This is a genomic window from Paraburkholderia lebeckiae, from assembly GCF_050436225.1.
Taxonomy (GTDB): domain Bacteria; phylum Pseudomonadota; class Gammaproteobacteria; order Burkholderiales; family Burkholderiaceae; genus Paraburkholderia; species Paraburkholderia tuberum.
In genome coordinates this window covers 2,084,909-2,105,747 of sequence record NZ_JBNDLU010000002.1, presented here as the reverse complement: position 1 = coordinate 2,105,747, position 20,839 = coordinate 2,084,909, and the positions used below count along the sequence as shown (strand labels likewise).

At 63.9% G+C, this 20,839-nt stretch carries 22 protein-coding genes; 7 read left to right on the top strand and 15 right to left on the bottom strand.

Annotation, left to right across the window (positions count from 1 at the left end; translation table 11 throughout):
• The 5 genes from OKW45_RS24330 to imuA form a co-directional block, all read right to left on the bottom strand.
• Entirely contained in the window at window positions 1–2,397 is a 2,397-nt protein-coding gene (locus tag OKW45_RS24330) for a phosphoketolase family protein (RefSeq protein ID WP_429471615.1), read from the bottom strand.
• 233 nt (window positions 2,398–2,630) lie between these two features.
• Window positions 2,631–3,590, bottom strand: coding sequence for an SOS response-associated peptidase family protein (locus tag OKW45_RS24325; protein ID WP_429471613.1), 960 nt, complete (start codon window positions 3,588–3,590; stop codon window positions 2,631–2,633).
• A 47-nt stretch (window positions 3,591–3,637) separates the two neighbouring features.
• Window positions 3,638–6,787, bottom strand: a complete 3,150-nt coding sequence (locus OKW45_RS24320; RefSeq protein ID WP_429471611.1) for an error-prone DNA polymerase — start codon at window positions 6,785–6,787, stop codon at window positions 3,638–3,640.
• A 19-nt stretch (window positions 6,788–6,806) separates the two neighbouring features.
• Window positions 6,807–8,276 (bottom strand): Y-family DNA polymerase, encoded by a 1,470-nt coding sequence (locus OKW45_RS24315; RefSeq protein ID WP_429471609.1) that lies wholly within the window; start codon window positions 8,274–8,276, stop codon window positions 6,807–6,809.
• A complete protein-coding gene (gene imuA, locus OKW45_RS24310) occupies window positions 8,206–8,913 on the bottom strand; it encodes a translesion DNA synthesis-associated protein ImuA (RefSeq protein ID WP_429471607.1) in 708 nt (235 codons plus the stop codon). Before imuA ends, OKW45_RS24315 begins: the two co-directional genes overlap by 71 nt.
• 83 nt (window positions 8,914–8,996) lie before the next feature.
• Here imuA and OKW45_RS24305 point away from each other — a divergent pair, with 83 nt between their 5' ends.
• Complete coding sequence (locus OKW45_RS24305) at window positions 8,997–9,281, top strand: hypothetical protein (protein WP_429471605.1); 285 nt, start codon at window positions 8,997–8,999, stop codon at window positions 9,279–9,281.
• 30 nt (window positions 9,282–9,311) lie between these two features.
• Window positions 9,312–9,719 (top strand): GFA family protein, encoded by a 408-nt coding sequence (locus OKW45_RS24300; protein WP_429336273.1) that lies wholly within the window; start codon window positions 9,312–9,314, stop codon window positions 9,717–9,719.
• 9 nt (window positions 9,720–9,728) lie between these two features.
• Here OKW45_RS24300 and OKW45_RS24295 read toward each other — a convergent pair whose 3' ends face one another.
• Window positions 9,729–10,139: a GFA family protein gene (locus tag OKW45_RS24295; protein WP_018418297.1), complete on the bottom strand. Its 411-nt coding sequence runs from the start codon at window positions 10,137–10,139 to the stop codon at window positions 9,729–9,731.
• 370 nt (window positions 10,140–10,509) lie between these two features.
• On the opposite strand from OKW45_RS24295, the gene OKW45_RS24290 reads away from it, so the two are divergent.
• Complete coding sequence (locus OKW45_RS24290; RefSeq protein ID WP_429471603.1) at window positions 10,510–10,920, top strand: MerR family transcriptional regulator; 411 nt, start codon at window positions 10,510–10,512, stop codon at window positions 10,918–10,920.
• Window positions 10,921–11,453: 533 nt separating this feature from the next.
• Here the strand turns inward: OKW45_RS24290 and OKW45_RS24285 are convergent.
• From OKW45_RS24285 to OKW45_RS24265, 5 genes are all read right to left on the bottom strand, one after another.
• A complete protein-coding gene (locus OKW45_RS24285) occupies window positions 11,454–12,158 on the bottom strand; it encodes a GntR family transcriptional regulator (RefSeq protein WP_018418295.1) in 705 nt (234 codons plus the stop codon).
• Between the two features lie 190 nt (window positions 12,159–12,348).
• On the bottom strand, window positions 12,349–13,026 hold the full coding sequence (locus OKW45_RS24280) for a YjbE family putative metal transport protein (RefSeq protein ID WP_503129143.1): 678 nt from the start codon (window positions 13,024–13,026) through the stop codon (window positions 12,349–12,351).
• 65 nt (window positions 13,027–13,091) lie between these two features.
• Window positions 13,092–14,666, bottom strand: a complete 1,575-nt coding sequence (locus OKW45_RS24275; RefSeq protein ID WP_429471601.1) for a hypothetical protein — start codon at window positions 14,664–14,666, stop codon at window positions 13,092–13,094.
• A 213-nt stretch (window positions 14,667–14,879) separates the two neighbouring features.
• Window positions 14,880–15,611: an iron-containing redox enzyme family protein gene (locus OKW45_RS24270; RefSeq protein ID WP_429471600.1), complete on the bottom strand. Its 732-nt coding sequence runs from the start codon at window positions 15,609–15,611 to the stop codon at window positions 14,880–14,882.
• A gap of 95 nt (window positions 15,612–15,706) precedes the next feature.
• Complete coding sequence (locus OKW45_RS24265; protein ID WP_018418291.1) at window positions 15,707–16,804, bottom strand: porin; 1,098 nt, start codon at window positions 16,802–16,804, stop codon at window positions 15,707–15,709.
• A 58-nt stretch (window positions 16,805–16,862) separates the two neighbouring features.
• On the opposite strand from OKW45_RS24265, the gene OKW45_RS24260 reads away from it, so the two are divergent.
• The 3 genes from OKW45_RS24260 (at window position 16,863) to OKW45_RS24255 (ending at window position 17,671) form a co-directional block, all read left to right on the top strand.
• Window positions 16,863–16,994 carry a hypothetical protein gene (locus OKW45_RS24260; protein WP_429471598.1) on the top strand — a complete coding sequence of 44 codons (132 nt, stop codon included), beginning with the start codon at window positions 16,863–16,865 and terminating at the stop codon, window positions 16,992–16,994.
• Between the two features lie 176 nt (window positions 16,995–17,170).
• Window positions 17,171–17,290, top strand: a complete 120-nt coding sequence (locus OKW45_RS39660; RefSeq protein ID WP_018418290.1) for a hypothetical protein — start codon at window positions 17,171–17,173, stop codon at window positions 17,288–17,290.
• Window positions 17,291–17,341: 51 nt separating this feature from the next.
• A complete protein-coding gene (locus OKW45_RS24255; RefSeq protein ID WP_429471596.1) occupies window positions 17,342–17,671 on the top strand; it encodes a chemotaxis protein in 330 nt (109 codons plus the stop codon).
• Window positions 17,672–17,774: 103 nt separating this feature from the next.
• On the opposite strand, the gene OKW45_RS24250 is transcribed toward OKW45_RS24255, so the two are convergent.
• Genes OKW45_RS24250 through OKW45_RS24235 form a run of 4 tightly spaced genes read right to left on the bottom strand, consistent with a single transcriptional unit; the run spans window position 17,775 to window position 19,702 of the window.
• Complete coding sequence (locus OKW45_RS24250) at window positions 17,775–18,734, bottom strand: alpha/beta hydrolase (protein WP_429471594.1); 960 nt, start codon at window positions 18,732–18,734, stop codon at window positions 17,775–17,777.
• On the bottom strand, window positions 18,728–19,006 hold the full coding sequence (locus OKW45_RS24245; RefSeq protein ID WP_018418287.1) for a 2Fe-2S iron-sulfur cluster-binding protein: 279 nt from the start codon (window positions 19,004–19,006) through the stop codon (window positions 18,728–18,730). Before OKW45_RS24245 ends, OKW45_RS24250 begins: the two co-directional genes overlap by 7 nt.
• Before the next feature lie 52 nt (window positions 19,007–19,058).
• On the bottom strand, window positions 19,059–19,397 hold the full coding sequence (locus OKW45_RS24240; RefSeq protein WP_018418286.1) for a hypothetical protein: 339 nt from the start codon (window positions 19,395–19,397) through the stop codon (window positions 19,059–19,061).
• Entirely contained in the window at window positions 19,394–19,702 is a 309-nt protein-coding gene (locus tag OKW45_RS24235; protein WP_429471592.1) for a 2Fe-2S iron-sulfur cluster-binding protein, read from the bottom strand. The genes OKW45_RS24240 and OKW45_RS24235 overlap by 4 nt, the downstream gene beginning before the upstream one ends.
• A 341-nt stretch (window positions 19,703–20,043) precedes the next feature.
• On the opposite strand from OKW45_RS24235, the gene OKW45_RS24230 reads away from it, so the two are divergent.
• Window positions 20,044–20,775, top strand: a complete 732-nt coding sequence (locus tag OKW45_RS24230) for an iron-containing redox enzyme family protein (RefSeq protein ID WP_429471590.1) — start codon at window positions 20,044–20,046, stop codon at window positions 20,773–20,775.
• The last annotated feature ends 64 nt before the right edge of the window (window positions 20,776–20,839 follow it).

Genomic DNA, 20,839 nt, shown 5'->3' with positions numbered 1-20,839 from the left:
TCAGAAGGGCCAGACCCAGTCGGCGACCTCGGCGCGGTCCGTGCCATGCGTGTGCGCATAGTTCAGGTTGCTGACGATCGCGTTCCTCATGTCTTCCCTGAGATGCGCGGATCTGCCCTGCAAACGCGGCACGCGGTCGAGCACGTCGATCACCAGATTGAAACGGTCCACCTGATTGAGAATCGCCAGTTCGAGCGGCGTGTTGATGTTGCCTTTCTCCTTGTAGCCCCGCACGTGCAGATTCTCGTGATTGCGAAAGCGATAAGCGAGCTTGTGGATCAGCCACGGGTAACCGTGGAAATTGAAGATCACCGGCTTGTTGGTCGTAAACAGGCTGTCGAATTCGCGTTCGGTCGAGCCGTGCGGGTGCTCGCTCGCCGGCTGCATCCTGAACAGGTCGACCACGTTGACGAAACGCAGCTTCAGTTCGGGCAGACGCTCGCGCAGGATCGCCGTCGCCGCCAGCGCTTCCTGGGTGGCGACGTCGCCGCACGAGGCCATCACCACGTCCGGTTCGGCGTCCTCGTCGTTGCTCGCGCGCCGCCACACGCCGATGCCTTTGGCGCAGTGCACGACGGCTTCGTCGATGGTGGTGAATTGCAGGTGTTTCTGCTTGTCGGCGACGATCACGTTGATGCAGTCGGTGGTGCGCAGACAGTGGTCGGCGACCACCAGCAGCGTGTTCGCGTCGGGCGGAAGATAGACGCGCGTGACCGAAGGGCTCTTGTTGGTGACGAGATCGATGAAGCCGGGGTCCTGATGCGAAAAGCCGTTGTGATCCTGCCGCCACACGGTCGACGACAGCAGAATGTTTTCCGCCGACACCCACGCGCGCCATGGCACGTGATTCCGGCTGATGTCGAGCCACTTCGCGTGCTGGTTGAACATCGAATCCACCACGTGCGCAAACGCTTCATAGGTATGGAAGAAGCCGTGGCGGCCCGTCAGCAGATAGCCTTCGAGCCATCCCATCAGCGTGTGTTCGGACAGCATCTCCATCACGCGGCCGTCGCGCGCCAGTTCGCCGCCGTCCTCGTCCTCGGGGAGCATCTCGGCCATCCACACCTTCTTGCTGACCTCGTAGATCGACTGCAGACGGTTCGAGGCCGTTTCGTCCGGGCCGAACACGCGGAAGGTGTTCATGTTCGCGCGCATCGTGTCGCGCAGAAATTCGCCGAGTGGCCGCGTGTTCTCCTGCAGCACCTTGCCCGCGTGCTGCACATCCACCGCGTACGCGCGGATGTCGGGCAGCTTCAGTTCGCGGCGCAGCACGCCGCCGTTCGCATGCGGATTGGCGCTCATGCGGCGCGGGCCTTGGGGCGACAGCGCCTTGAGTTCGGGGATCAGCCGGCCCTCGGCATCGAAAAGTTCGGCGGGCCGGTAGCTGCGCATCCATTCTTCGAGCACTTCGAGATTCGCGGAGTTGTTGCGCACATCGGAGAAAGGCACCTGATGCGAGCGCCACGAGCCTTCGACCTTGTGCCCGTTGAACTGCTTCGGTCCGGTCCAGCCCTTGGGCGTGCGCAGCACGATCATCGGCCAGAGCGGCCGCTCGAGATTGCCGTTCGCGCGTGCCTGCTGATGAATTGCGCGAATTTCGCCGAGCACGGTATCGAGCGTGTGCGCCATCTTCCGATGCATTTCCGCGTGATCCGATCCTTCGACGAAATGCGGCGTGTAGCCGTAGCCGACAAAGAGCGCTTCCAGTTCTCTGCTGCTGATGCGCGACAGAATGGTCGGATTGGCGATCTTGTAGCCGTTCAGATTGAGGATCGGCAGCACGGTGCCGTCGCGGGCCGGATTGATGAATTTATTCGAATGCCATGCGGTGGCGAGCGGCCCGGTCTCCGCTTCTCCATCGCCGACCACGCAGGCCACGATGAGGTCCGGGTTGTCGAGCACGGCGCCATACGCATGCGACAGGCTGTAGCCGAGCTCGCCGCCCTCATGGATGGACCCGGGCGTCTCCGGCGTCACATGCGAACCGATATGGCCGGGAAACGAGAACTGCTTGAAGAACTTCTGCATGCCCTCGGCATCCGCGCTCTTGTCCGGATAGATCTCCGAGTAGGTGCCTTCCAGATAGGTGGGGCCGAGCACGCCCGGTGCGCCGTGTCCGGGACCGGCCATGAAGACGACGTCGAGATCGTCGCGTTTGATCACGCGGTTCAGATGCGCCCAGACGAACGATAACGCCGGGCTCGCGCCCCAGTGTCCGAGCAGGCGATACTTGACGTGTTCGACTTTCAGCGGCTCCCGCAGCAGCGGATTGTCCAGCAGATAGATCATGCCGACCGAAAGATAATTGCATGCGCGCCACCACGCATCGATCAGCTGAAGTTCGTCGCTGCCGAGCGCGGTCTGCTGCGAAGCGTCCGCCGCGGGATGTTTGCCCATACCGACGTCTCCTGTGCTTGCAGCCGCAACCCGAGGGTGTGGATCGTGTCGGGCCCGCTGCGCAGGCGCTTCGATGATTGATGGGGCCCGAATCGCGCCTGTTGGCGGACCTCTACAACCGGGTATTCTTCGCCAGCCGATGAACATCCATAACGCAGAATATGTTACTGCGCGAAGATTGCAAGGATGATCCGACACCGTCTCGCGCGGCCTCCGAAACCGCGGCTTGTAATTCAGGCCGCGATCCGATGTTCGTAGAACGGCCGGTCCCGATCATCGAGAATCGCGTACAACGCTGCCAGATCGCGCGGATCGGGATTCAACCACGCGTCGATATGCTCAGGCTTGATGGGAATGATGCAGCGATCATGGCCGGCAGCGGCCACCTCGGGTGGCGGATCATCGGTGATCGCCGCGAAGGACAATAGATCGGGCTCGCCTTCGCCGCTCCAGCGGGACCATAAGCATGCGACCAGCATGTCGTGAGGCGGATTGGGCCGGAACTCGAGCCGGACATTTTCATCTTTCTCGTCGGGCGCCGGTTCACGGCCTTCCATTCGCGCGCGCGAGACGTTCTCATAGAAAGAACTGGCCAGCACGAGTCCATGCGAATAGCCGAATAGCGCTTTCCAGAAACTTTCGAGACTGTCCCGACGAGCGTTGTACGTGCCGGGATAGCGGGTGTCGTACGATGCGGGCTTGCCGGCCAGGCGGCACTGATAGCGCATCGGTTTGACGACGCGCTGGCCATTCTCCATCACCATCACCGGCGCGTAGTAGCCTGGAAAGATGCGCGAGTCGTCTGCTTTGGGAGCGGTTCGGCCGAGGTCGTCGAGTCGCTCGAGCGTGCGGTCGATCTTGTCTTTCGCGATCCGTTTGCTCTCGGTCGCCACCTTGGTGGCTTTGGTCTGCAAAGAGCGCTCGGCATCGGCGAAGCGGGTGCGCTGTTTGAACAGTTCCTGTTCGAGCTTCACGGTCTGCTGCGATCTGAAGCGCTCGATCAGCGCCCAGACTTCCCGTTCCGCGTCGGACTGCGGTTCCGAGAAGGCGTCTTCCATCGCTTTGGGAATCCTGGCCTGACCGTCCTCTGCGCGTTCGAAGAAAAGACGCGCGAATTCCTCGATGCTCATGTGCGCGCCGAACATGCGGACGTAGCGCCGGTAGTCCGCCAGAATCTGAGCCGAATAGCACATGGATGCCTCCGTTTGCTGTTCCGATGATACGCATTTGCGCGCTCGCGTCAGCAGAAGTTTCTGCTCGTCGTTTGCAACTCGCCCAGCAGATGAGACATGTCGACGAGCCGCTGCGCGACGAGATGCCGTACTTCCCCCTGACACTGCCATGTGCCGTACACGGCGAGCAGCGCGGCGCCCAACGCTTCTTTGCGCTGTTTTTCGAGCAGACTCGGCCAGATGATCACATTGACGTTGCCGGTCTCGTCTTCGAGCGTGACGAACACGACGCCCTTGGCCGTGCCAGGACGCTGACGCACCGTCACCAGTCCGCAGCCGCGCGCGAGGCGGCCGTCGCGATAGGTCCGCAGCGTCGAGGCCGGCATCAGCCGGTTCGCGAGCAACTGCGGCCGGAGCAGTTCCAGCGGATGGCGGTTGAGCGTCAGGCCGAGCGAACGGTAGTCGGCGACGATGTCGTTCGCTTCGCTCGGTGCGCCCAGTTCGGGCGTTTCGTCCTGAGTCGCCGCGGCCGCGAGCATATCCTTGTCCGGCACCGCGACGACCGACTGCCACAGCGCTTCGCGGCGGTTTCCCGCGAGCGCTGCCAACGCATTCGCATCCGCGAGCGCATGCAGGTCTTTGCGGTCGAGCTGCGCGCGGCGCGCGAGATCGTTGACGCTCGCGAACGGGCGAATCGCGCGCGCGTTCTCGATCCGTTCGGCGGCGCCGTCCTTCATGCCGCGCAGCAGCGAAAGACCGAGACGCACGGCAGGGCGCGTCGCCCCCGCACGGTGTTCGAGCGAGGAGTCCCAACCGCTGATCGTCACATCGACCGGCAACACCGTGACGCCGTGCCGCTGCGCATCCTGAACCAGTTGCGACGGCGAATAGAAGCCCATCGGCTGGCTGTTCAGCATCGCGGCGAGAAAGGCTTCGGGTTCGTGACACTTGAGCCAGCTGCTCGCATAGACCAGCAGCGCGAAACTGGCCGCGTGACTTTCGGGGAAGCCATATTCACCGAAGCCCTTGATCTGCTCGAAGATCGCCTCGGCGAAGGTCTGGTCGTAGCCGCGCTCCTGCATGCCGAGCACGATGCGGTCATAGTATTTTTCGAGTCCGCCCTTGCGTTTCCACGCGGCCATCGCGCGTCGCAGCTGGTCGGCTTCGCCGGCGGTGAAGCCGGCCGCGAGAATCGCCACCTGCATCACCTGCTCCTGGAAGATCGGCACGCCGAGCGTGCGGCCCAGCGCGGTCTTCAACGCGTCGCTCGGATAGGTCACGGGCTCGAAGCCCTGACGGCGCTGCAGATAGGGATGCACGGCGCCGCCCTGAATCGGACCGGGCCGCACGATCGCGACTTCGATCACGAGGTCGTAGAACTTCTCTGGCCGCATGCGCGGCAGCATGCTCATCTGCGCGCGCGATTCGATCTGGAACACGCCGATCGTATCGGCGGCCGAAATCATCGCGTAGGTCGCCTCATCCTCGGCGGGTATGTCCTGCATTTCGAAACGTTCTCCGCGCTGTTCCGAAACGAGGTCGAGCGTGCGCCGGATCGCCGACAGCATGCCGAGCGCGAGCACGTCGACCTTCAGCAAGCCCAATGATTCGAGGTCGTCCTTGTCCCACTCGATCACCGAGCGGTCGGCCATCGCCGCGTTTTCCACCGGCACGAGCCGCGTGAGCTTGCCGCGGCTGATCACGAAGCCGCCCGAATGCTGCGACAGGTGGCGCGGAAAATTCAGCAGTTGCGAGGCGAGCTTCGCCCAGGCCTGAATCAGGGGCTGGTTCGGATCGAGGCCGGATTCCGCGAAACGCGCGAGCAGATCCCGACTGGTATCGAACCAGTGATGCGACTTCGCGACCGCATCGACGATCTGCGGATCGACGCCGAGCGCCTTGCCCGTTTCCCGCAGCGCACCACGCGGACGATAGGTCGACACCGCCGCCGCGATCGCCGCCCGGTCGCGGCCGTACTTGCGATAGATGTACTGGATCACTTCTTCGCGCCGCTGATGCTCGAAGTCGACGTCGATATCGGGCGGCTCGCCGCGCTCCTTGCTGATGAAGCGCTCGAACAGCATGTTGCCGCGCGCGGGGTCCACTTCGGTCACGCCGAGGCAGTAGCAGACCGCCGAGTTCGCGGCCGACCCGCGCCCCTGACACAGAATGTGCTGGCTGCGCGCAAAGCGGACGATGTCGTAGACGGTCAGGAAATACGGCTCGTACTGCAGGTCCGCGATCAGTTCGAGTTCGTGCTCGATCTGCTGCTGCACGTGATGCGCAATCCCCGCGGGAAAACGCCGCTGCGCGCCGATATAGGTTTCCTGACGAAGATACGAGGCCGGCGTATGGCCGGCCGGCACCAGCTCGTCGGGGTACTCGTAGCGCAACTCGTCGAGCGAAAACGTGCAGCGGCTCATGATGTCGACCGTCGCGGCCAGCGCGTCTTGCGGGTACAGGTTGGCGAGCCGCAACCTCGAGCGCAGATGCTGCTCCGCGTTCGGCGCCAGATCATAGCCGCACTGATGGACCGGTTTGCCGACCCGGATCGCGGTCATCGTGTCTTGCAGCGGCTTGCGCGAGCGCACGTGCATCACGACTTCGCCGAGCGCGACGACGGGCACGTCGCGGCTGCGCGCGACGAACTCGACCGCGCCGCGATGCAGGTCGTCCATCGCGCGTTGATGGAGCACGAGGCCGACCCATGCGCGGCCGGTGAACGTTTCGTCGAGCCATTCGACCTGCGCATCGAGCGCGTCCTCGCTGGCCGGGAAATCCGGCACGAGAATCGCGAGGCAGTCGGGCATGCCGAGCAGGTGGCGATATTCCTTCTCCGGCCGCGACAGATCCTGCGGCGTGAGCCGGTATTCGCCCTTGGGCGCGCGCATGCGCGCCAGCGTGATCAGCTCGGACAGATTGCCGTAGCCGTTGCGGTTGCGGGCGAGCAGGATCAGCCCGAACGCCGGCGAACCATCGGCGTTGACGAGCCGGAAATACGCGCCGACGATGAACGGCAGCTTCGCTTCTTTCGCCGCGACATGCGCGCGCACGACTCCCGCGAGCGAGCATTCATCGGTGATCGCGAGCGCGGAGTAGCCGAGTTGCGCGGCACGCTCGGCCAGTTCCTCAGCGTGCGACGCGCCCCGCAGAAACGTGAAGTTGGAAAAGCAGAACAGCTCGGCATACGCCGGCAGCATCGTGAAGGTGGTGTCCATGGCCGCTCATCCGCGCCTATCAGCCGAACAGGCCATGCAGGAACCAGCGTTGCTCTTCTTCCGCGTCGCGGCTGCTCACGCGCTCGCGGTAGATCCAGTAGCAGCTCTGGTCGTCCGCCTGCGCGACGAAGTAGTCGCGCGTGACGAGCTCGCCGTCGAACCAGCCGCTCTCGATGCGCTCGCCCGGCGACACCATGCGCAACGGCGAGCCATAGAACGGGCGGTGCTGGCGCATTAGCAGACGCACGGGCGTGTCGAGCATCCACGTCGGGCGGGGCAGATTCTGCGGCAGCGGACCGGGCTTGACCGGCTGCGACACCGGCAGCCAGCGGTTCGCGATCTCCGGACGATGATCGGCGCTCGGCGCGGGTTTCAGCACGTTCTCTTCGCCGAGCCGCGCGACCAGCAGTTCGAGCAGCCGCGCGTAATCCTCCTGCGAGCCGCCCGGTTCGGGAAACAGCGTGTCGGACGCGGGCGCGGCCGACTCGACGTTCGACGCGTCGAGCCGCAACGCGATCACGGGCGCGGCAAGCTCGATACGGTGCAGCCGCTCCTTCAGCAGGCGCATCAGATGTTCTTCGCGCCAGCTCGGCTCGCCGAGTGCGACGTCGATCGTGGTCGGCTCGATCGCGGCGCGTCCGCGCTCGTGTTCGAGCGACAGGCGAATGCCGGTGAGCGCGAGCTGTTTTGCGCACAGCCATCCGCACAGTTGCACGATCAGGCGCTGCGCGCCGAACACCGCGCCATCCGCGTGTTCGAGCCGGTCCGGCATCTCGATGCGCGCCGAGAACGTGGGCGGCAGTTCGAGCCAGTCGAACAGTTCGGGCGCGGTCCCGAACGCGCGGTCGAGCGAGTCGAGCAGATGTTCGCCGCAGCGGCGCTGCAAGCCGGCGCGGGGCAGGCGGCGCAGATCGGCGATGCGCTCGCAACCGAGGCCCGTGAACCAGTCGGCGAACGGGCGGACTTCGGGCACGGCGAGCATCGGCAGCGCGGACAGGCGCTGGTCGAGCGACGTGAGCTTCAGCACGCGCCGGTTGCCGAACTTCGCAAGCAGCCACGCGCCCTGGCCGGTCGGCGCGGCACTGATGCGCGCGGTGAAGCCGAGCGCGTCGAGGATGGCTTTCGCATTGCGGCACAGCGCGAGCAGGCCGCCGAAGAGCCGCAGACTCGCGCCGATCTCGACGACGACCGTCGCCTCATCGAGCAGCGCGACTTCGGGCGAGAAGCGCATCAGCGCGATACCCACCTCGCGATGGGCCGCCGCCTCGCGGCCGCTGTCGCGCTCATACATCTCGGTCTGCGGCGATAGCGTCAGCACGCCGCCGCGCTTCATGCCGGGACGCACGCCCGCCGAGCGCGCGGCGGGATCGGCCATGACCACCTTGTCTTTCTCCAGCACCGCGCAGCCATGCGCGGGCTCAGGCGACCACTTCGGTCTGAAGACCTCGAGCGGCAACTTTGGCAGATGAACGGCGAGAAAGACGCGCATGTCGGGAAAGCAGAACGGGAGTGGGTTGAAGGGGAATCGACAGGGGCTCTGCGCGAGCGGGCCCTCGTCGTTTCACGATGTCGATGGTGAGACCTTCGGCCGATGGCCTGAGCGCGAGCCGCAGAAGCGCGGGGGATGCCTCCTGCGCGGTGGCGAGCGGCCGCACCATGATGAAAAGCGTCTCCGACGACTGCGCGGCCAGATGCAAACGGCGCAGCGAGGACGCCTGCGCATACTGCGCCCAGAAGATCAGCGCGCCGCAACTGCCGGCGCGCAGGATCTGCTCGGCGGACCACAGCGCGTCGGCGGTTTTCGGCGCATTGATCCGCAGCACCTGCTGCAGCGACAGGCCGATGTAGTTGAGCCCGAGGCCGTCCGGCGTATGCGGCGGTTGCACGAAGACGAGCGGACGCTCGCCGATGGCGCTGAGCGCCGGCTGCAACAACCGCAGTTCGCCGACGCCGGCCTGCTGCACGAGCAGATCGACCAGCGCGCCGAGCGGCCAGCCGCCGCCGGGCAACTCCGCCGACAGGGCCGGATAACCGGTATCGACGCTGCGGCCGCGGCCAGCGCCAAGCTGGGACGCCCGCCACAAGGACGGGTGAATGGCTTCCGGTGCTGGCAGGGCGACTGTCATTTGCGAAAATACCTGTATGGATATACAGTATCCTACATGGTTTTTATGAGATAGCGAACAGGCACTTTTTTGGGGGCGGGTTCATGGACATGCGAGTGCGCAAGCCAGCCGGGCATCCGATGCCGGAGATCGCGGCGTTCGTGGCCGAACTGAAAGCGGTGTTCGGCGAGCCGGGCATCGACGAAGCGATTCGCCGCGGCAAGGCGGGCGAGCCGACGTTTCATGCGCGGGAAAACGGGCGCTCGGCGGGGACGGCGGCGCCGGTTGCGGCGAACGTCTGGCGCGTGGATCGCGCGGTGCGCGACCGCCATTACTGCGAGGGATGCGACGGCTCGTGCATTGGCAGCGCGAAGTCGTGCCGTCCATAATTGCCGCGTCCCTCAACGCCGGAGAACCCTATGTTGCGCACGTACCTCGGAAGTTGCCATTGCCAATTCGTGAAGTTCGAGGCTCGCATCGATTTCGACGAGGGCACGTCGAAGTGCAATTGCAGCTACTGCAGCAGGCTGCGATTCTGGCATGTGCAGGTTCGCCGGGAAGATTTTCGCCTTCTTTCGGATGAAGCCGCGCTGAGCGAATATCAGGGGCACAATGCGGTCGCGCATCACCCGTTCTGCAAACGCTGCGGGGTCCACGTATTCGATCGCATCGATATGCCAAACGGCACAGGGTATCCGTATATCAACGTGAACATCATGTGCCTCGATGAACTCGATCTCGATGCGGCGTTGAATGCGCCCGTGACCTATCGCGATGGGTTGCACGACGACTGGGGCAATCCGCCCGCGCAAACACGGCATCTTTGATTGCACCGGTCAGGGCGCTCTTCGCGGATGGTGGGGAATGTCAGGCTGGTGGGCATCCAGTTGATGGCGTTCGGACGCGAATTGAACGAACTCGGGCTTGAACCGCGCAGGATCATCGAGCGTGCCGGCATAGAGGGTCACGATGTCCGGCGCATGATGCGGCGTAGCGAATAGCAGGCTGCCGCAATGAGCGCAGAAGTTGCGCGTCGTGGGCATTCCGCTGCCGCCGATCTTCGTATAAGGCCTGACGTCGCCTTTGAACGAAAAGCCGGCGGCTCTCACTACGACGACCGGCAACCCCGCGGAACCTGAAGCGCGCTGACAATCACGGCAATGGCAGATCAGTTGCGCGAGTGAATCACCGCGAGCTTCGTATTGCACCGCGCCGCACAGGCAGCGCCCGAGCCATGGCATCGACATCGATCTTCTCCGGTTCAAATGATCTCGCGGTTTGTTCGGGAGCCTAAGAATAGGTGCGGCGGACCGTAGCTTAGCAGAGCTCGAATGTCGTTCAGCTATCGCATCGAATCAGCGAGCGAAGGGGCCGGGAGACGTGTCTTCGCCTGCCGTCGCGCGTGCGCCGCTTCGCGGCGCACGCGCGGACCAGCGCTCAAACTCGTTGCGCATAGACGTTGCACCAGCCGTCAGCGGCATCTTCAATGCACAAGACGCGCAGTCCATGCCCCCGATGCGCGGTTTCAGCGGCAGAGAAGAGTTCACCGTTTCGACCTCGACACGTTTCATCACGGTGACTACGATAGACCCCGTAGCTACTACAAAGATCAAGCAGATGGATGAATCCGCCACGCTTTCGATCGGCCAGCTCGCCCGCGCGACGGGTACAAAGGTCGAAACGATCCGCTTCTACGAAAAGAGCGGCCTGCTGCCCGCGCCAGCCAGGACGGAAGGAAATTACCGCACGTACACAAGCGCGCATCTCGGCCGTGTGAGCTTCATCCGTCGCGCGCGAGACCTCGGTTTTTCGCTCGACCAGGTGCGCGAACTGCTCGAACTTGCCGACGACCGCACGCAGCCGTGCGGCGCGATCGACGCAATTGCGTCCGCGCACCGCGCCGAAATTGAACGGAAGATTCTCGACCTGCAGGCGGTGAAAGCGGAACTCGACAGCCTGATTGATCAGTGCAGCTGCAGCACGATAGCGGAGTGCCGGATCGTCGAGTCGCTGTCGCCCGCCGGGTGATTAATACGTTCACAACCCAGATCCTTCGTGCGGCGACGATGTATCCACAACCCGACTGCCAAACGATTGCTGTTTGAAGCTCCGCAAATGACCGCGTACACGATTTCCTCGGAACACTGGCCGATCGCGATGGGAAACTACCGAGAGGAGCGGGTCCGACAACGTCGGGCCATGACAGATGGAACTGGGTTCATGTCACACACGGAGCAAGTAAGAGTGTCCATATAGCCAGTGACTGAAGCCGATTCGACGTATTACTCGACGTCACTGTTGCGAGGAACGTACGAGCAGCGAGAACTTGTATAGCGCTACTCATTCCGTCGATGAGATGGGGTGGTGCGGTGACCGCTGCATGGGACATTCTCGTCGAACTGCCGGAATGCTTTTGTAGAAGGGCCCTGGCCGGCAACTTACCGTCTGCCTTTCCGCGCTGAGCGCGAAAACTGCACAGTTACGGGAATATCTAAGCGAACGCTGGAGGCTCGATGCTTCGAGCAAACCGGTCGGCGAGCGCAAGCTGAATGGCCATCACACTACCTGGCGACGGCGTCCAGATAATGTTGGGCCGCACGCATGACGTGCCGCTCGGCGAGCAGCGCGGCAAGCGCCGCATCTCCAGACTGCACCGCGCGCAGAATCGCAGCGTGCTCTTCCCAGGTCAGCCGGATTTCGTCTTCCGTCGCGTTCATGAAAAGCCTGCGCGAGCGGTCCCGTAGCGTCCGCATCAGGTCGGCCAGCATGGTATTGGCGCCGGCTGCGTAGAGGAGATCGTGGAACCGGGCATTGAGGTCGAGCAGTTTTGCCGTGTCTCCGGAGGCCAGCTGCGCGTTGCCTTCGGCAAGCACTTCGGCCACCTTGCCGGCCAGTTCCGGCGTGCAATGCTCGGCTGCCAGCCGTGCGTTCAGACCTTCGAGCGTGGCTCGGATCTGAACCATCTCGCGAGCCGAAGCCGGGTCGAGAGAGGCGACGACGGCGCCATGCCGCGGCCGTACATCGACAAGACCCTCGGCAGCGAGCGCACGCAGCGCTTCGCGAACGGGAACGCGGGAGACGTTGAGTTCCTCCGCAAGCCGGCCTTCGATCAGGCGTGCGCCCGGCGCGTAGGCGCCCGACGTGATGGAGTCCCGGATTCGCGCAGTGACCAGTTCGGACAGCTGGCGGTGAAGGATGGGATTGGAGTTGGACGGCTCGCGCTGATCTGTCGCCGCTGTTGCTGGACTATCCGACTGTACGTTCATTGTGGTTCCACACTCGTCAATTCAGGCCAACGGCCCGACCCTGCAAGCCTGGACGGATTCTAACGTATTCGCGGTATTTCGTAGACAATGCACCGGCGCGCACGTTGACATGCCGCAGCGCTTGAAGCGCGCGAGAGCCGGCTTAAGGAATGGATACCCGGCCAGCGCGCGCCGGCCGGGCACGTGACGCCTAGCCAGCGCGTGCGCCGCCGGCGGCCATCCGGCCCAGCAGCGGGACGAGCACGGCGGCCGCGATACAGGTGAGCGCGCCGGTGACCGCAGGACTGACGCCCGGCACCTGAGCCATCCACTCATACAGTGCGGCGCTGACCGACGGGTCCGCCATCAGCAGTTCGCCCGCAATCCAGCCGAGCAGCGCCGCGCCAATGTATACCAGAGACGGAACGCGATCGAGCAACGTCAGAATGAGCCGGCTGCCGAATGCGATGACCGGAGCGCCTATCGCCAGGCCGACGAAGACGATCAGGAGGCGCGATCCTTCGGGAAGCGGCTGGGCCACGGCGGCGGTTGCCAGCGCGTTGTCGAGGCTCATCGCCAGATCGGCCCAGACGATCGCCATCACCGCCCGCCACAATGCCGCCGACGGATTGACCGAAGGTTCGTCCGCGGCAGGCCGGACGAGCTGCGTGCCGATCCAGATCAACAGCGCAGCCGCGATCACGTGCATGAACGGAATCGCCAGCAGCTTGCCGATGACGCCGATCAGCACGATACGCAACAGAATGCCCAGCGTGGTGCCCAGCAGGATCCCGAGACGCTGCTGCCGCGGCGGCAGCGAGCGGCAGGCCATCGCGATGGCGATCGCGTTGTCGCCGCCCAGCAGGACGTTGACGAACACGATCTGCAACGCGGCCCAGCCTTCCTGCGCGAGCGGCGCAGGAATCAGTGAATACGTCATGTTTGGCCGTCCGTTCAGCTGATCGCCACCGCGACGAGCGTGGCCGCGACGAGCCCGCAGACCACCGGCACGAACAGGGCTCGGACCGCATCCAGAACCGGCACGCGCGCGAAGCCCGTGACCGCGATCAGCGACGACCACGCGACCAGCGTGCCGCCGCCCGTCCACACCGCGCCCATCTGCCCGATCGCGGCCAGCGTGGCAGCCGGCATGTGCACCATCGGCGCGAGCGCGCCGGACAGCGAGCCGGTCAACGGAAGGCCGGCAAAACCGGAGCCGTCGATGCCGGTGATCATGCCCGTCACCAGCACGCCGAGCGACACGAGGATCGGGCTGTGCGGAATGAACTGGCTGCAGGCCTGAACCAGTTCGAACAGCAGCGACGGAACATGCGCGCCGGACTCGATGCCGAGAATCGGACCGGCGGTACTGCTGTCGCCGACGAAAAAGAAGCCGGCGATCGGCAGCACCGCGCCCATCGCCTTGAACGCGAACACGAAGCCGTCGATGATGTGCCCGGCCGTGCGGTCGAGAAAGCCTTTGCGGCCGTACGAGAGCGTCGTGAGCATCATCAGCACCGCGGCCATGCCGCCGATCAGCGAAGCCGCGTCGCCGCCGCGAATGACGGACGCGCCGACGAGCTGCGGCCGCGTCATGATGACCACCACCGCGAGGAAGGTGAGCGGCGTGACGATGGAGAACACCCGCGACCACATATCCCGCCGTTGCATTGGCACCGCGCTGCTCATGGCCGGCAGCGTCAGCGCCGCCGCGCCGCCGCCGGACATCGCGGGCAAGCCGTCTTCGGCGTCGGCATGCGTGCCGTTCGTGCCGCGCGCGAGTTCCGCCTTGGCGAAGCTGCCCTGATGGGGTGCCGGCTGATCGACCGGAACGATCTCGCCCGAGGATTCCCATTCCACCAGATTGCGCGCGCCGGGCGTCCTCACGTTCTTGCGCACCGTGAAGTACCAGCACAGTCCGAGCGCGACCGCGCCGGCCACCACGGACAGCAGCAGCGCCATATTGGCGACCGCCTGCATGTCGGCGCCCGCAGCCTTCGCGCTGATGCCGGGCGCGACCTTGATCACGTAGTCCGACGACAAGGCCATGCCCTGGCCGGCGACGGCAATGGCGACAGCCGCGCCGAGCGGCGAAAGGCCCGCGTAGATGGCGGCTGGAATCAGGATCGCGCCGACCAGCGGCACGGCCGGCGTCGGCCAGAAGAACAGCGAAATCAGATAGGTGATCACTGCGAGGATCAGGAAGGCCACGTGGCCGTTGACCATGATCTTCCTGAAGGGGCGCACCATTCGCACGTCGGCGCCGATTTCGCGCAGTCCGTTGAGCAGCGCGGTCATCAGCGCGATGACGAGGAAGATATTGAACAGCTCGTGGGCGGCTGTCAGGCTGCCCATGAAGATGGCTTGCAGACCGGTGAGCACCTTGCCCGAAAAGGCAAACGCGACGGCGAAGGTCGCGATGATGGCGGGCACGACGACATTCGCGCGCCAGATCATCGTGGCGACAATGGCTATGACACCAACGAGAAAACAGAAATGCGCCGGCGTGAGCGCGGTAAGCGGATGCATGGGGACCTCGGCTCAGATAATGAAGTGTGCGATGAACACGGTTTCCTGGGATGGGCGGATGAGACGGCCCTTCAAGGAGGTCCTGATTCTCTGCAGCGCATTCGACTGCGAATTGCCGGGTGAGGAGGTCAATCCAGGCCCGCGGCGCCAGGCAGACGATTTATACCAGGACATAATTGGCTCAGGAATCGGGGTTCCAGGTTTTCGCTGCGCTCAGGCGGCGAGCCCCAGTTGGGGCAGCGGGATTTCCTTCTCGACGTAGTCGTGGTAGAGGGCGGTGGTGTAGAGCAGGCGCATCTGTGCGCCGATCTCGCAGATCTTCAGGCAGCGCTGCTGCAGCTCGACCGTGTTGGCGTTCTCCAGAACGATCTGGTAGCCGCGCTCGCCGTGAATCTCGTCGGAGACGATGTGCAGGTCGAAGAACTCGACCTCCTCGTCGGTGAAGCGGTACTTCTCGCGCAGCGTGGGCGTCTGCTTGCGGTAGATCGAGGGCACCTGCGATTCGAGGCCGACCACCAGCGCGGCGACCGCGACGACCGGGTCTTCGCGCATGGCCACCGAGTAGCACCAGGCCTGCAGGCCACGGGTGGTCGGCGACATGTTGTCGGGGTTGGTGACGCGCTCACGGGTGGTGCCGCAGGCTTCGGCGAAGCGGATCAGCAGGTCGGTGTGGCGGTCGCCGCCGATTTCCTCTTCGTACATGTTGGCCAGCAGGAAGTCCTTGGCCTCGGTCATGTGATCGGGCGTGCGGGCATAGAGGTAGCCCAGGTAGTCGGCGAACGGGCCGACGTAGTGATAGTGGTTCTCGGCCCAGCGCGCCAGATGCGCGCGGGAGAGCTTGCCGCTCGCCCACGCGACGCTGAACGGCGCCTTGTTGGCGCTCTTGCCCTTGATTGCTTCTTCGAGCGCGGTACGGAATTCATCGCGGTTCATCAGTTCGGCCATCTTTGCTGCTCCTGAGATCGGTCCATGCCTTTCGCGGGGCATGGAAATTCGAGTCGTCGACGAGGCGAAAGCCTCAGCGCGTTAGCGCGACGTCGTTAAAAGGTGTGGCGCAGGCCGAGGCCGACCGACGCCTGTTTGTTGGTGCTTGACGGGCTGATGAACTGCGTGACCTGCGCCACCTGTGCGTCGCCCATCGCGCGCTGGAAGGTGGCGAATGCATAGAGGTCGGTGCGTTTCGAGAGGCTGTAGGTCGTCGTCGCGTTGTACTGGATGTAGCGTGGGTCGCCGTCGTTCGCATCGACCTTGCCGTCGGTGTAGGTGACGCCCAGCCCCGCCGAAAGCGCCGGCGTGAAGTAGTACACGCCGTTGATTTCGTAGTTCATGAAGTTGACGTTCTGCTGTTCGAAGCCGTCCTTGTACGTCGTGCTGGTGATGTCGCCGCCCAGCTTCAGCGAGCCGAACCTGTACGCCGCGCCGCCGCCGACGGTCAGGAACGAGTGCGCCACCGTCACGTATTCGCCAATGGCGGAGTTCGACGCCTTCCAGAACGTGCCGGTGTTCCGCGCGCCGGGCTGCCGTGCGTAAGTCATGCCGAAGCCCACATACAGCGGACCGTCGTCGTAGCTGCCGCCCACGCTCCACATGCTGTTCGCGCCGAAGCTGCCGGCCTGACCGCCGAAGCTGTACAGCGCGCTGCCCGTGAAAGCGCCGTAGGTTTTCGTGTATTTCACGGAATTGTCGACACGTACCCCGCGGTTCGTCAGGTCCATGTCGCCGGGGTGCTCCATGTAGACGGACCAGTCGGCGGCCGTCAGGTGAGCCACGTAATCGACCATCGATTCGTATTGCCTACCGAAGGTCAGCGTGCCCCAACGGTCGTTCTGGAGGCCGACATAGGCCTGCCGGCCGAACATCAAACCGCCTTGTCCGAGCGATCCGTCGGTGACGTCGAAGCCGTTTTCGAGCCGGAAGATCGCGTGGTTTCCACCGCCCAGATCTTCCGTTCCGAGAAACCCGATGCGGCTGCCGCGCGTGGTACCGCTTGACATCGCCACCGTGCTGCCGCCGCCCTGATTGTTCGTGTACTGGATCGAGGCGTCGATCAGGCCGTAAAGCGTGACGCTTCCTTGGGCGTGGGCGTTGACGGCGGCTGCGCCTGAAATTGCGGCCGCAATGTAGAACGTCTTTTTCATCCGTTATTCCTTTGATGCGGGGCGTCCTCGGTGCTGGCGCGAGGTCGTGGAGTTATGGGTGATCATCCAGCAGGACAAAGTATGCGGTATACAAAAAAGACGCCAGCGTTTTTTGACTTTGATCGATCAGCGGGTCGAGGAGGATTGCGGAATTTTTTTGAACATGCTTGAAGGTATGGAATTGCCATGATTGACGGACCAATCGACGATTTTCCGGAGGCGGGCATGCGGACCGGCGATGGTTAACGCCTAAAAATTTGTCTTGCGAGCACATTTTGTTGTACATAGTATACGAATCGTTTTTGCGCACGGGACCGCTCGGCTCCGCGCGCATCGGCTTTTCCCTGTCCAACCGTGACCTTCGCCATGATCAAGATTTACGGAATTTTGAAGTCGCGGGCAGCGCGCCCCGTCTGGACCGCCGAAGAACTCGGCTTTCCTTATGAATTGGTGCAACCGCACTATGCCGGCGAAGAGGTCAAGTAGGCCGCTTACGTTTCGATCGGATCGCGGCTCGTAGGCGAGGCCGGCGCCACGATGGGCGACATCATGAGGGCGGTCGGCGAGGTCACGGGCCTTCTCGGCCAGATTTCGAGCGCGCTGGCGGAGCAGAGCGCCGGCGTCGAAGAGGTGAATCAGGCGGTCACGCAGATGGATGCGACCACGCAGCAGAACGCGGCGCTCGTCGAACAGACCGCCGCCGCGGCGTCTTCGCTGTCGCAGCAGATCCTGCAGCTGCAGCAGGCGGTCGACGAGTTCAAGCTCGACGATGACGGGATGCGTAGCTCGGTGCCTTCACCGGTTCGCTCGGCTCCGGTGCCGTCGGTCTGGGAGGCCATCGAGGCGAATCGACTGCGCTGTTCATGAAGGTTGCCGCGCACGTTCAACTATCGGTCCAGACGGCACCGATAGTTGAAGCGCGTGCGCATCGCTCTCGTGGCTCCTGGGCGAGCGCGAGACGTGTTCCGCTTTATCGACCCACGCTCCCGATGAAGTGCAGAATCTCGCGCCCAAGATAGTCCTCGCCGGAATTGAAGTGAGCGACGATCGACGTGTGGTTGTGACCGCGCATCTGGATCAGCCGGGGCGGCGTGCCGCGATGACGCAGCGCTTCGAAGAAGAACTGCGCGCCGTATTCGTCCAGATAGCGATTCTCGAACTCGGCCACCGCGATCATCAGCGGCACCGACGAGCGCGCGACGTGACTGAGCGGAGAGCGCACCGGATACAGGCTCTCGTCGTCGCCGAAGTACGCGCGCACGGGCTTCGCATTGGGGTTGCCCGGGCGCACGTCGGCCGCCACCCGCGCGCTGATCAGCACCAGACCGGCGACAGGCGAAGGCGGGCGTTGCTCAATGACGGCCGGATCGAACAGACATGCGGCCGCATGCGCGCCGCCCGCCGAATGGCCCACGACGAACACGCGGGCGGGGTCGATCCGCAGCGTGCGCGCATGCTGCTGAATGTAGGCGAGCGCATCGGCGACGTCGTGCGCGCCGCCCGGGTACGGCGCCACGTCGGCGAGCCGGTATTCGACGTTGATCGCGACCAGTCCCTGCGACGCGAACCAATAACAGACGTTGTCGTAAATCTGGCCGTTCACGCTCCTGTTGCCACGCACGAACGCACCGCCGTGGATGAACACGACGGCATCGCACGGCCCGGGGTCATCGCCATCGTCACGCGACGCGAGCGCTGCCGGCTGAAAGACGTCGAGCACATGACGGGCGTGCGTACCGTATTGCACGTCCCGCTCCACGACGATGCCGTCCTTCGGCGCAGCGGCGACGAGTGGCGTATAGCAGTCGATCACCGTCTGCCGGTGAGCGATGATGTCCTCGTTCCAGCGCGGCCCGATCTCGAGCAGAAGGCGACGTTGATTGTCGGGCAGGGAGCCGAGCGGCTCGTCGGTCGGTTGGGGGTTCACCATGACACGCTCACGTCGCCGTTGATGAAAGTCTGGCAGGCCATCCGGTAACCGGCTTCGAGATCGGCGTCGCTGAGATGGCGCTTTTCCTTCTCTTTCACCGCGTCGGTGTGTTCGAGGCCGCTTTCGACTTTGCACTTGCAGGTGCCGCACAGACCGCCGCCGCACTTGAAAGGAATACCGCCTTTTTCGCGCAGCGAGACGCGCAGCAGGTTGCTGTTCGGCGGGGCGCTGACGCACTTGCCGTCATTGCTGAGAAACGTAATCTGGATCATGCGTGAGACCTGTTCTGGCTGGATACGTGAATGGATATGAGCGCAGCGTGCTTCAGCGTGCCACCGCGGTGACGCCCGGTCGCAATAGCGCGTCCTGGTTGCGCGTGCCCACCAGGATCTGAAGCGCCGCGAACGCCTCATCCCGGTCGGAGAATTTTTCGAGGAAGCGGGTCGGCATATCGTTGACTTCGCCACCCTCCGCTTCGTTGGTGACGCGAATCCGCGCGTCGCCGTAAAGCGCGGCAATCACGAAGGTCGCGAGATGACGTCCGCAATATAAGTAGTCCCACGTTTCGGCCGGCGCCAGCTTGCCGATGGGTTCCGTGCGGTACTGGCCGGGCTTGCTCGTGAGAATCACGTAGCTGATCGACTGTGTCGCGTTCACGCTCATGCCGCGGCCCCCACGTCGGTTTGTTCGAGTTCGATGTCGTCCTCGATCCAGAGCTGGCAGGCGAGGCGATATCCCTGTTCGAGGCGCTCGCCGAGCTGCTTCTTTTCCTTCCAGTTGGGTGCGGGCAGATGCTCGCCGCCCGCGCGGACGACGCACGCGCATTTGGAGCATTTCCCCATCCCGCACTCATAGCGAAGGTGCGGAAACGGGAACTGCTTGATGCCGGCGCGTACGACCAGATTGGTGTTCTGCTTGACCTCTCCCTGATAGGTCTCGCCGTTCCTGTGAAATGTGACCATCGGCATTGCCGCTTTCCTCTCGATCTGGAGATCCGGACTGCGCGCTGGAAGCGCCTTAGCGTAGCTCAATACTACCGAGCGTTGTGAATATTGTATACTGACGACAATTTGTCGAGCGACGGACGTCTAAAAAAATTTGCTGTGCGAGGACCACGACGAGACAGAGTCTACATATGCGCCAAGCGTGGGAGGACGGATCCGGCCGCATTCTTGACTTCGGCCCGAACCAAGGTAAACGGTATACATTATTCTTTTAATGCGATATTCTGCGTTCACTGTCTGCTGTTCGAGCGCCCCGTCTCGTAGCCGTAGACGTTGTCCCCCTCTAGATCTCAGGAGCAGCAAAGATGGCCGAACTGATGAACCGCGATGAATTCCGTACCGCGCTCGAAGAAGCAATCAAGGGCAAGAGCGCCAACAAGGCGCCGTTCAGCGTCGCGTGGGCGAGCGGCAAGCTCTCCCGCGCGCATCTGGCGCGCTGGGCCGAGAACCACTATCACTACGTCGGCCCGTTCGCCGACTACCTGGGCTACCTCTATGCCCGCACGCCCGATCACATGACCGAGGCCAAGGACTTCCTGCTGGCCAACATGTACGAAGAGGAAATCGGCGGCGACCGCCACACCGACCTGCTGATCCGCTTCGCCGAAGCCTGCGGCACCACCCGTGAGCGCGTCACCAACCCCGACAACATGTCGCCGACCACCCGTGGCCTGCAGGCCTGGTGCTACTCGGTGGCCATGCGCGAAGACCCGGTCGTCGCGGTCGCCGCGCTGGTGGTCGGCCTCGAATCGCAGGTGCCCTCGATCTACCGCAAGCAGACGCCCACGCTGCGCGAGAAGTACCGCTTCACCGACGAGGAGGTCGAGTTCTTCGACCTGCACATCGTCTCCGACGAGATTCACGGCGAGCGCGGCTACCAGATCGTTCTGGAGAACGCCAACACGGTCGAGCTGCAGCAGCGCTGCCTGAAGATCTGCGAGATCGGCGCACAGATGCGCCTGCTCTACACCACCGCCCTCTACTACGACTACGTCGAGAAGGAAATCCCGCTGCCCCAACTGGGGCTCGCCGCCTGAAGTAGCCGGGGCCGGGCGTGAGACGCCCGGTCATTCAGTTCATGCGATGGCGGCGTGCTCGCCA

Bases quoted from the DNA above. Each gene is read 5' to 3' on its own strand.
- OKW45_RS24240 (WP_018418286.1), bottom strand. From the start codon at position 19,397: ATGAGCGTGAACGCGACACAGTCGATCAGCTACGTGATTCTCACGAGC.
- OKW45_RS24275 (WP_429471601.1), bottom strand. From the start codon at position 14,666: ATGCATCCGCTTACCGCGCTCACGCCGGCGCATTTCTGTTTTCTCGTT.
- OKW45_RS24245 (WP_018418287.1), bottom strand. From the start codon at position 19,006: ATGATCCAGATTACGTTTCTCAGCAATGACGGCAAGTGCGTCAGCGCC.
- OKW45_RS24330 (WP_429471615.1), bottom strand. From the start codon at position 2,397: ATGGGCAAACATCCCGCGGCGGACGCTTCGCAGCAGACCGCGCTCGGC.
- OKW45_RS24285 (WP_018418295.1), bottom strand. From the start codon at position 12,158: ATGAACGTACAGTCGGATAGTCCAGCAACAGCGGCGACAGATCAGCGC.
- OKW45_RS24325 (WP_429471613.1), bottom strand. From the start codon at position 3,590: ATGTGCTATTCGGCTCAGATTCTGGCGGACTACCGGCGCTACGTCCGC.
- OKW45_RS24255 (WP_429471596.1), top strand. From the start codon at position 17,342: ATGGGCGACATCATGAGGGCGGTCGGCGAGGTCACGGGCCTTCTCGGC.
- OKW45_RS24300 (WP_429336273.1), top strand. From the start codon at position 9,312: ATGTTGCGCACGTACCTCGGAAGTTGCCATTGCCAATTCGTGAAGTTC.
- OKW45_RS24270 (WP_429471600.1), bottom strand. From the start codon at position 15,611: ATGGCCGAACTGATGAACCGCGATGAATTCCGTACCGCGCTCGAAGAA.
- OKW45_RS39660 (WP_018418290.1), top strand. From the start codon at position 17,171: ATGATCAAGATTTACGGAATTTTGAAGTCGCGGGCAGCGCGCCCCGTC.
- OKW45_RS24290 (WP_429471603.1), top strand. From the start codon at position 10,510: ATGGATGAATCCGCCACGCTTTCGATCGGCCAGCTCGCCCGCGCGACG.
- OKW45_RS24230 (WP_429471590.1), top strand. From the start codon at position 20,044: ATGGCCGAACTGATGAACCGCGATGAATTCCGTACCGCGCTCGAAGAA.
- OKW45_RS24265 (WP_018418291.1), bottom strand. From the start codon at position 16,804: ATGAAAAAGACGTTCTACATTGCGGCCGCAATTTCAGGCGCAGCCGCC.
- OKW45_RS24250 (WP_429471594.1), bottom strand. From the start codon at position 18,734: ATGGTGAACCCCCAACCGACCGACGAGCCGCTCGGCTCCCTGCCCGAC.
- OKW45_RS24305 (WP_429471605.1), top strand. From the start codon at position 8,997: ATGGACATGCGAGTGCGCAAGCCAGCCGGGCATCCGATGCCGGAGATC.
- OKW45_RS24320 (WP_429471611.1), bottom strand. From the start codon at position 6,787: ATGGACACCACCTTCACGATGCTGCCGGCGTATGCCGAGCTGTTCTGC.
- OKW45_RS24315 (WP_429471609.1), bottom strand. From the start codon at position 8,276: ATGCGCGTCTTTCTCGCCGTTCATCTGCCAAAGTTGCCGCTCGAGGTC.
- imuA (WP_429471607.1), bottom strand. From the start codon at position 8,913: ATGACAGTCGCCCTGCCAGCACCGGAAGCCATTCACCCGTCCTTGTGG.
- OKW45_RS24295 (WP_018418297.1), bottom strand. From the start codon at position 10,139: ATGTCGATGCCATGGCTCGGGCGCTGCCTGTGCGGCGCGGTGCAATAC.
- OKW45_RS24235 (WP_429471592.1), bottom strand. From the start codon at position 19,702: ATGCCGATGGTCACATTTCACAGGAACGGCGAGACCTATCAGGGAGAG.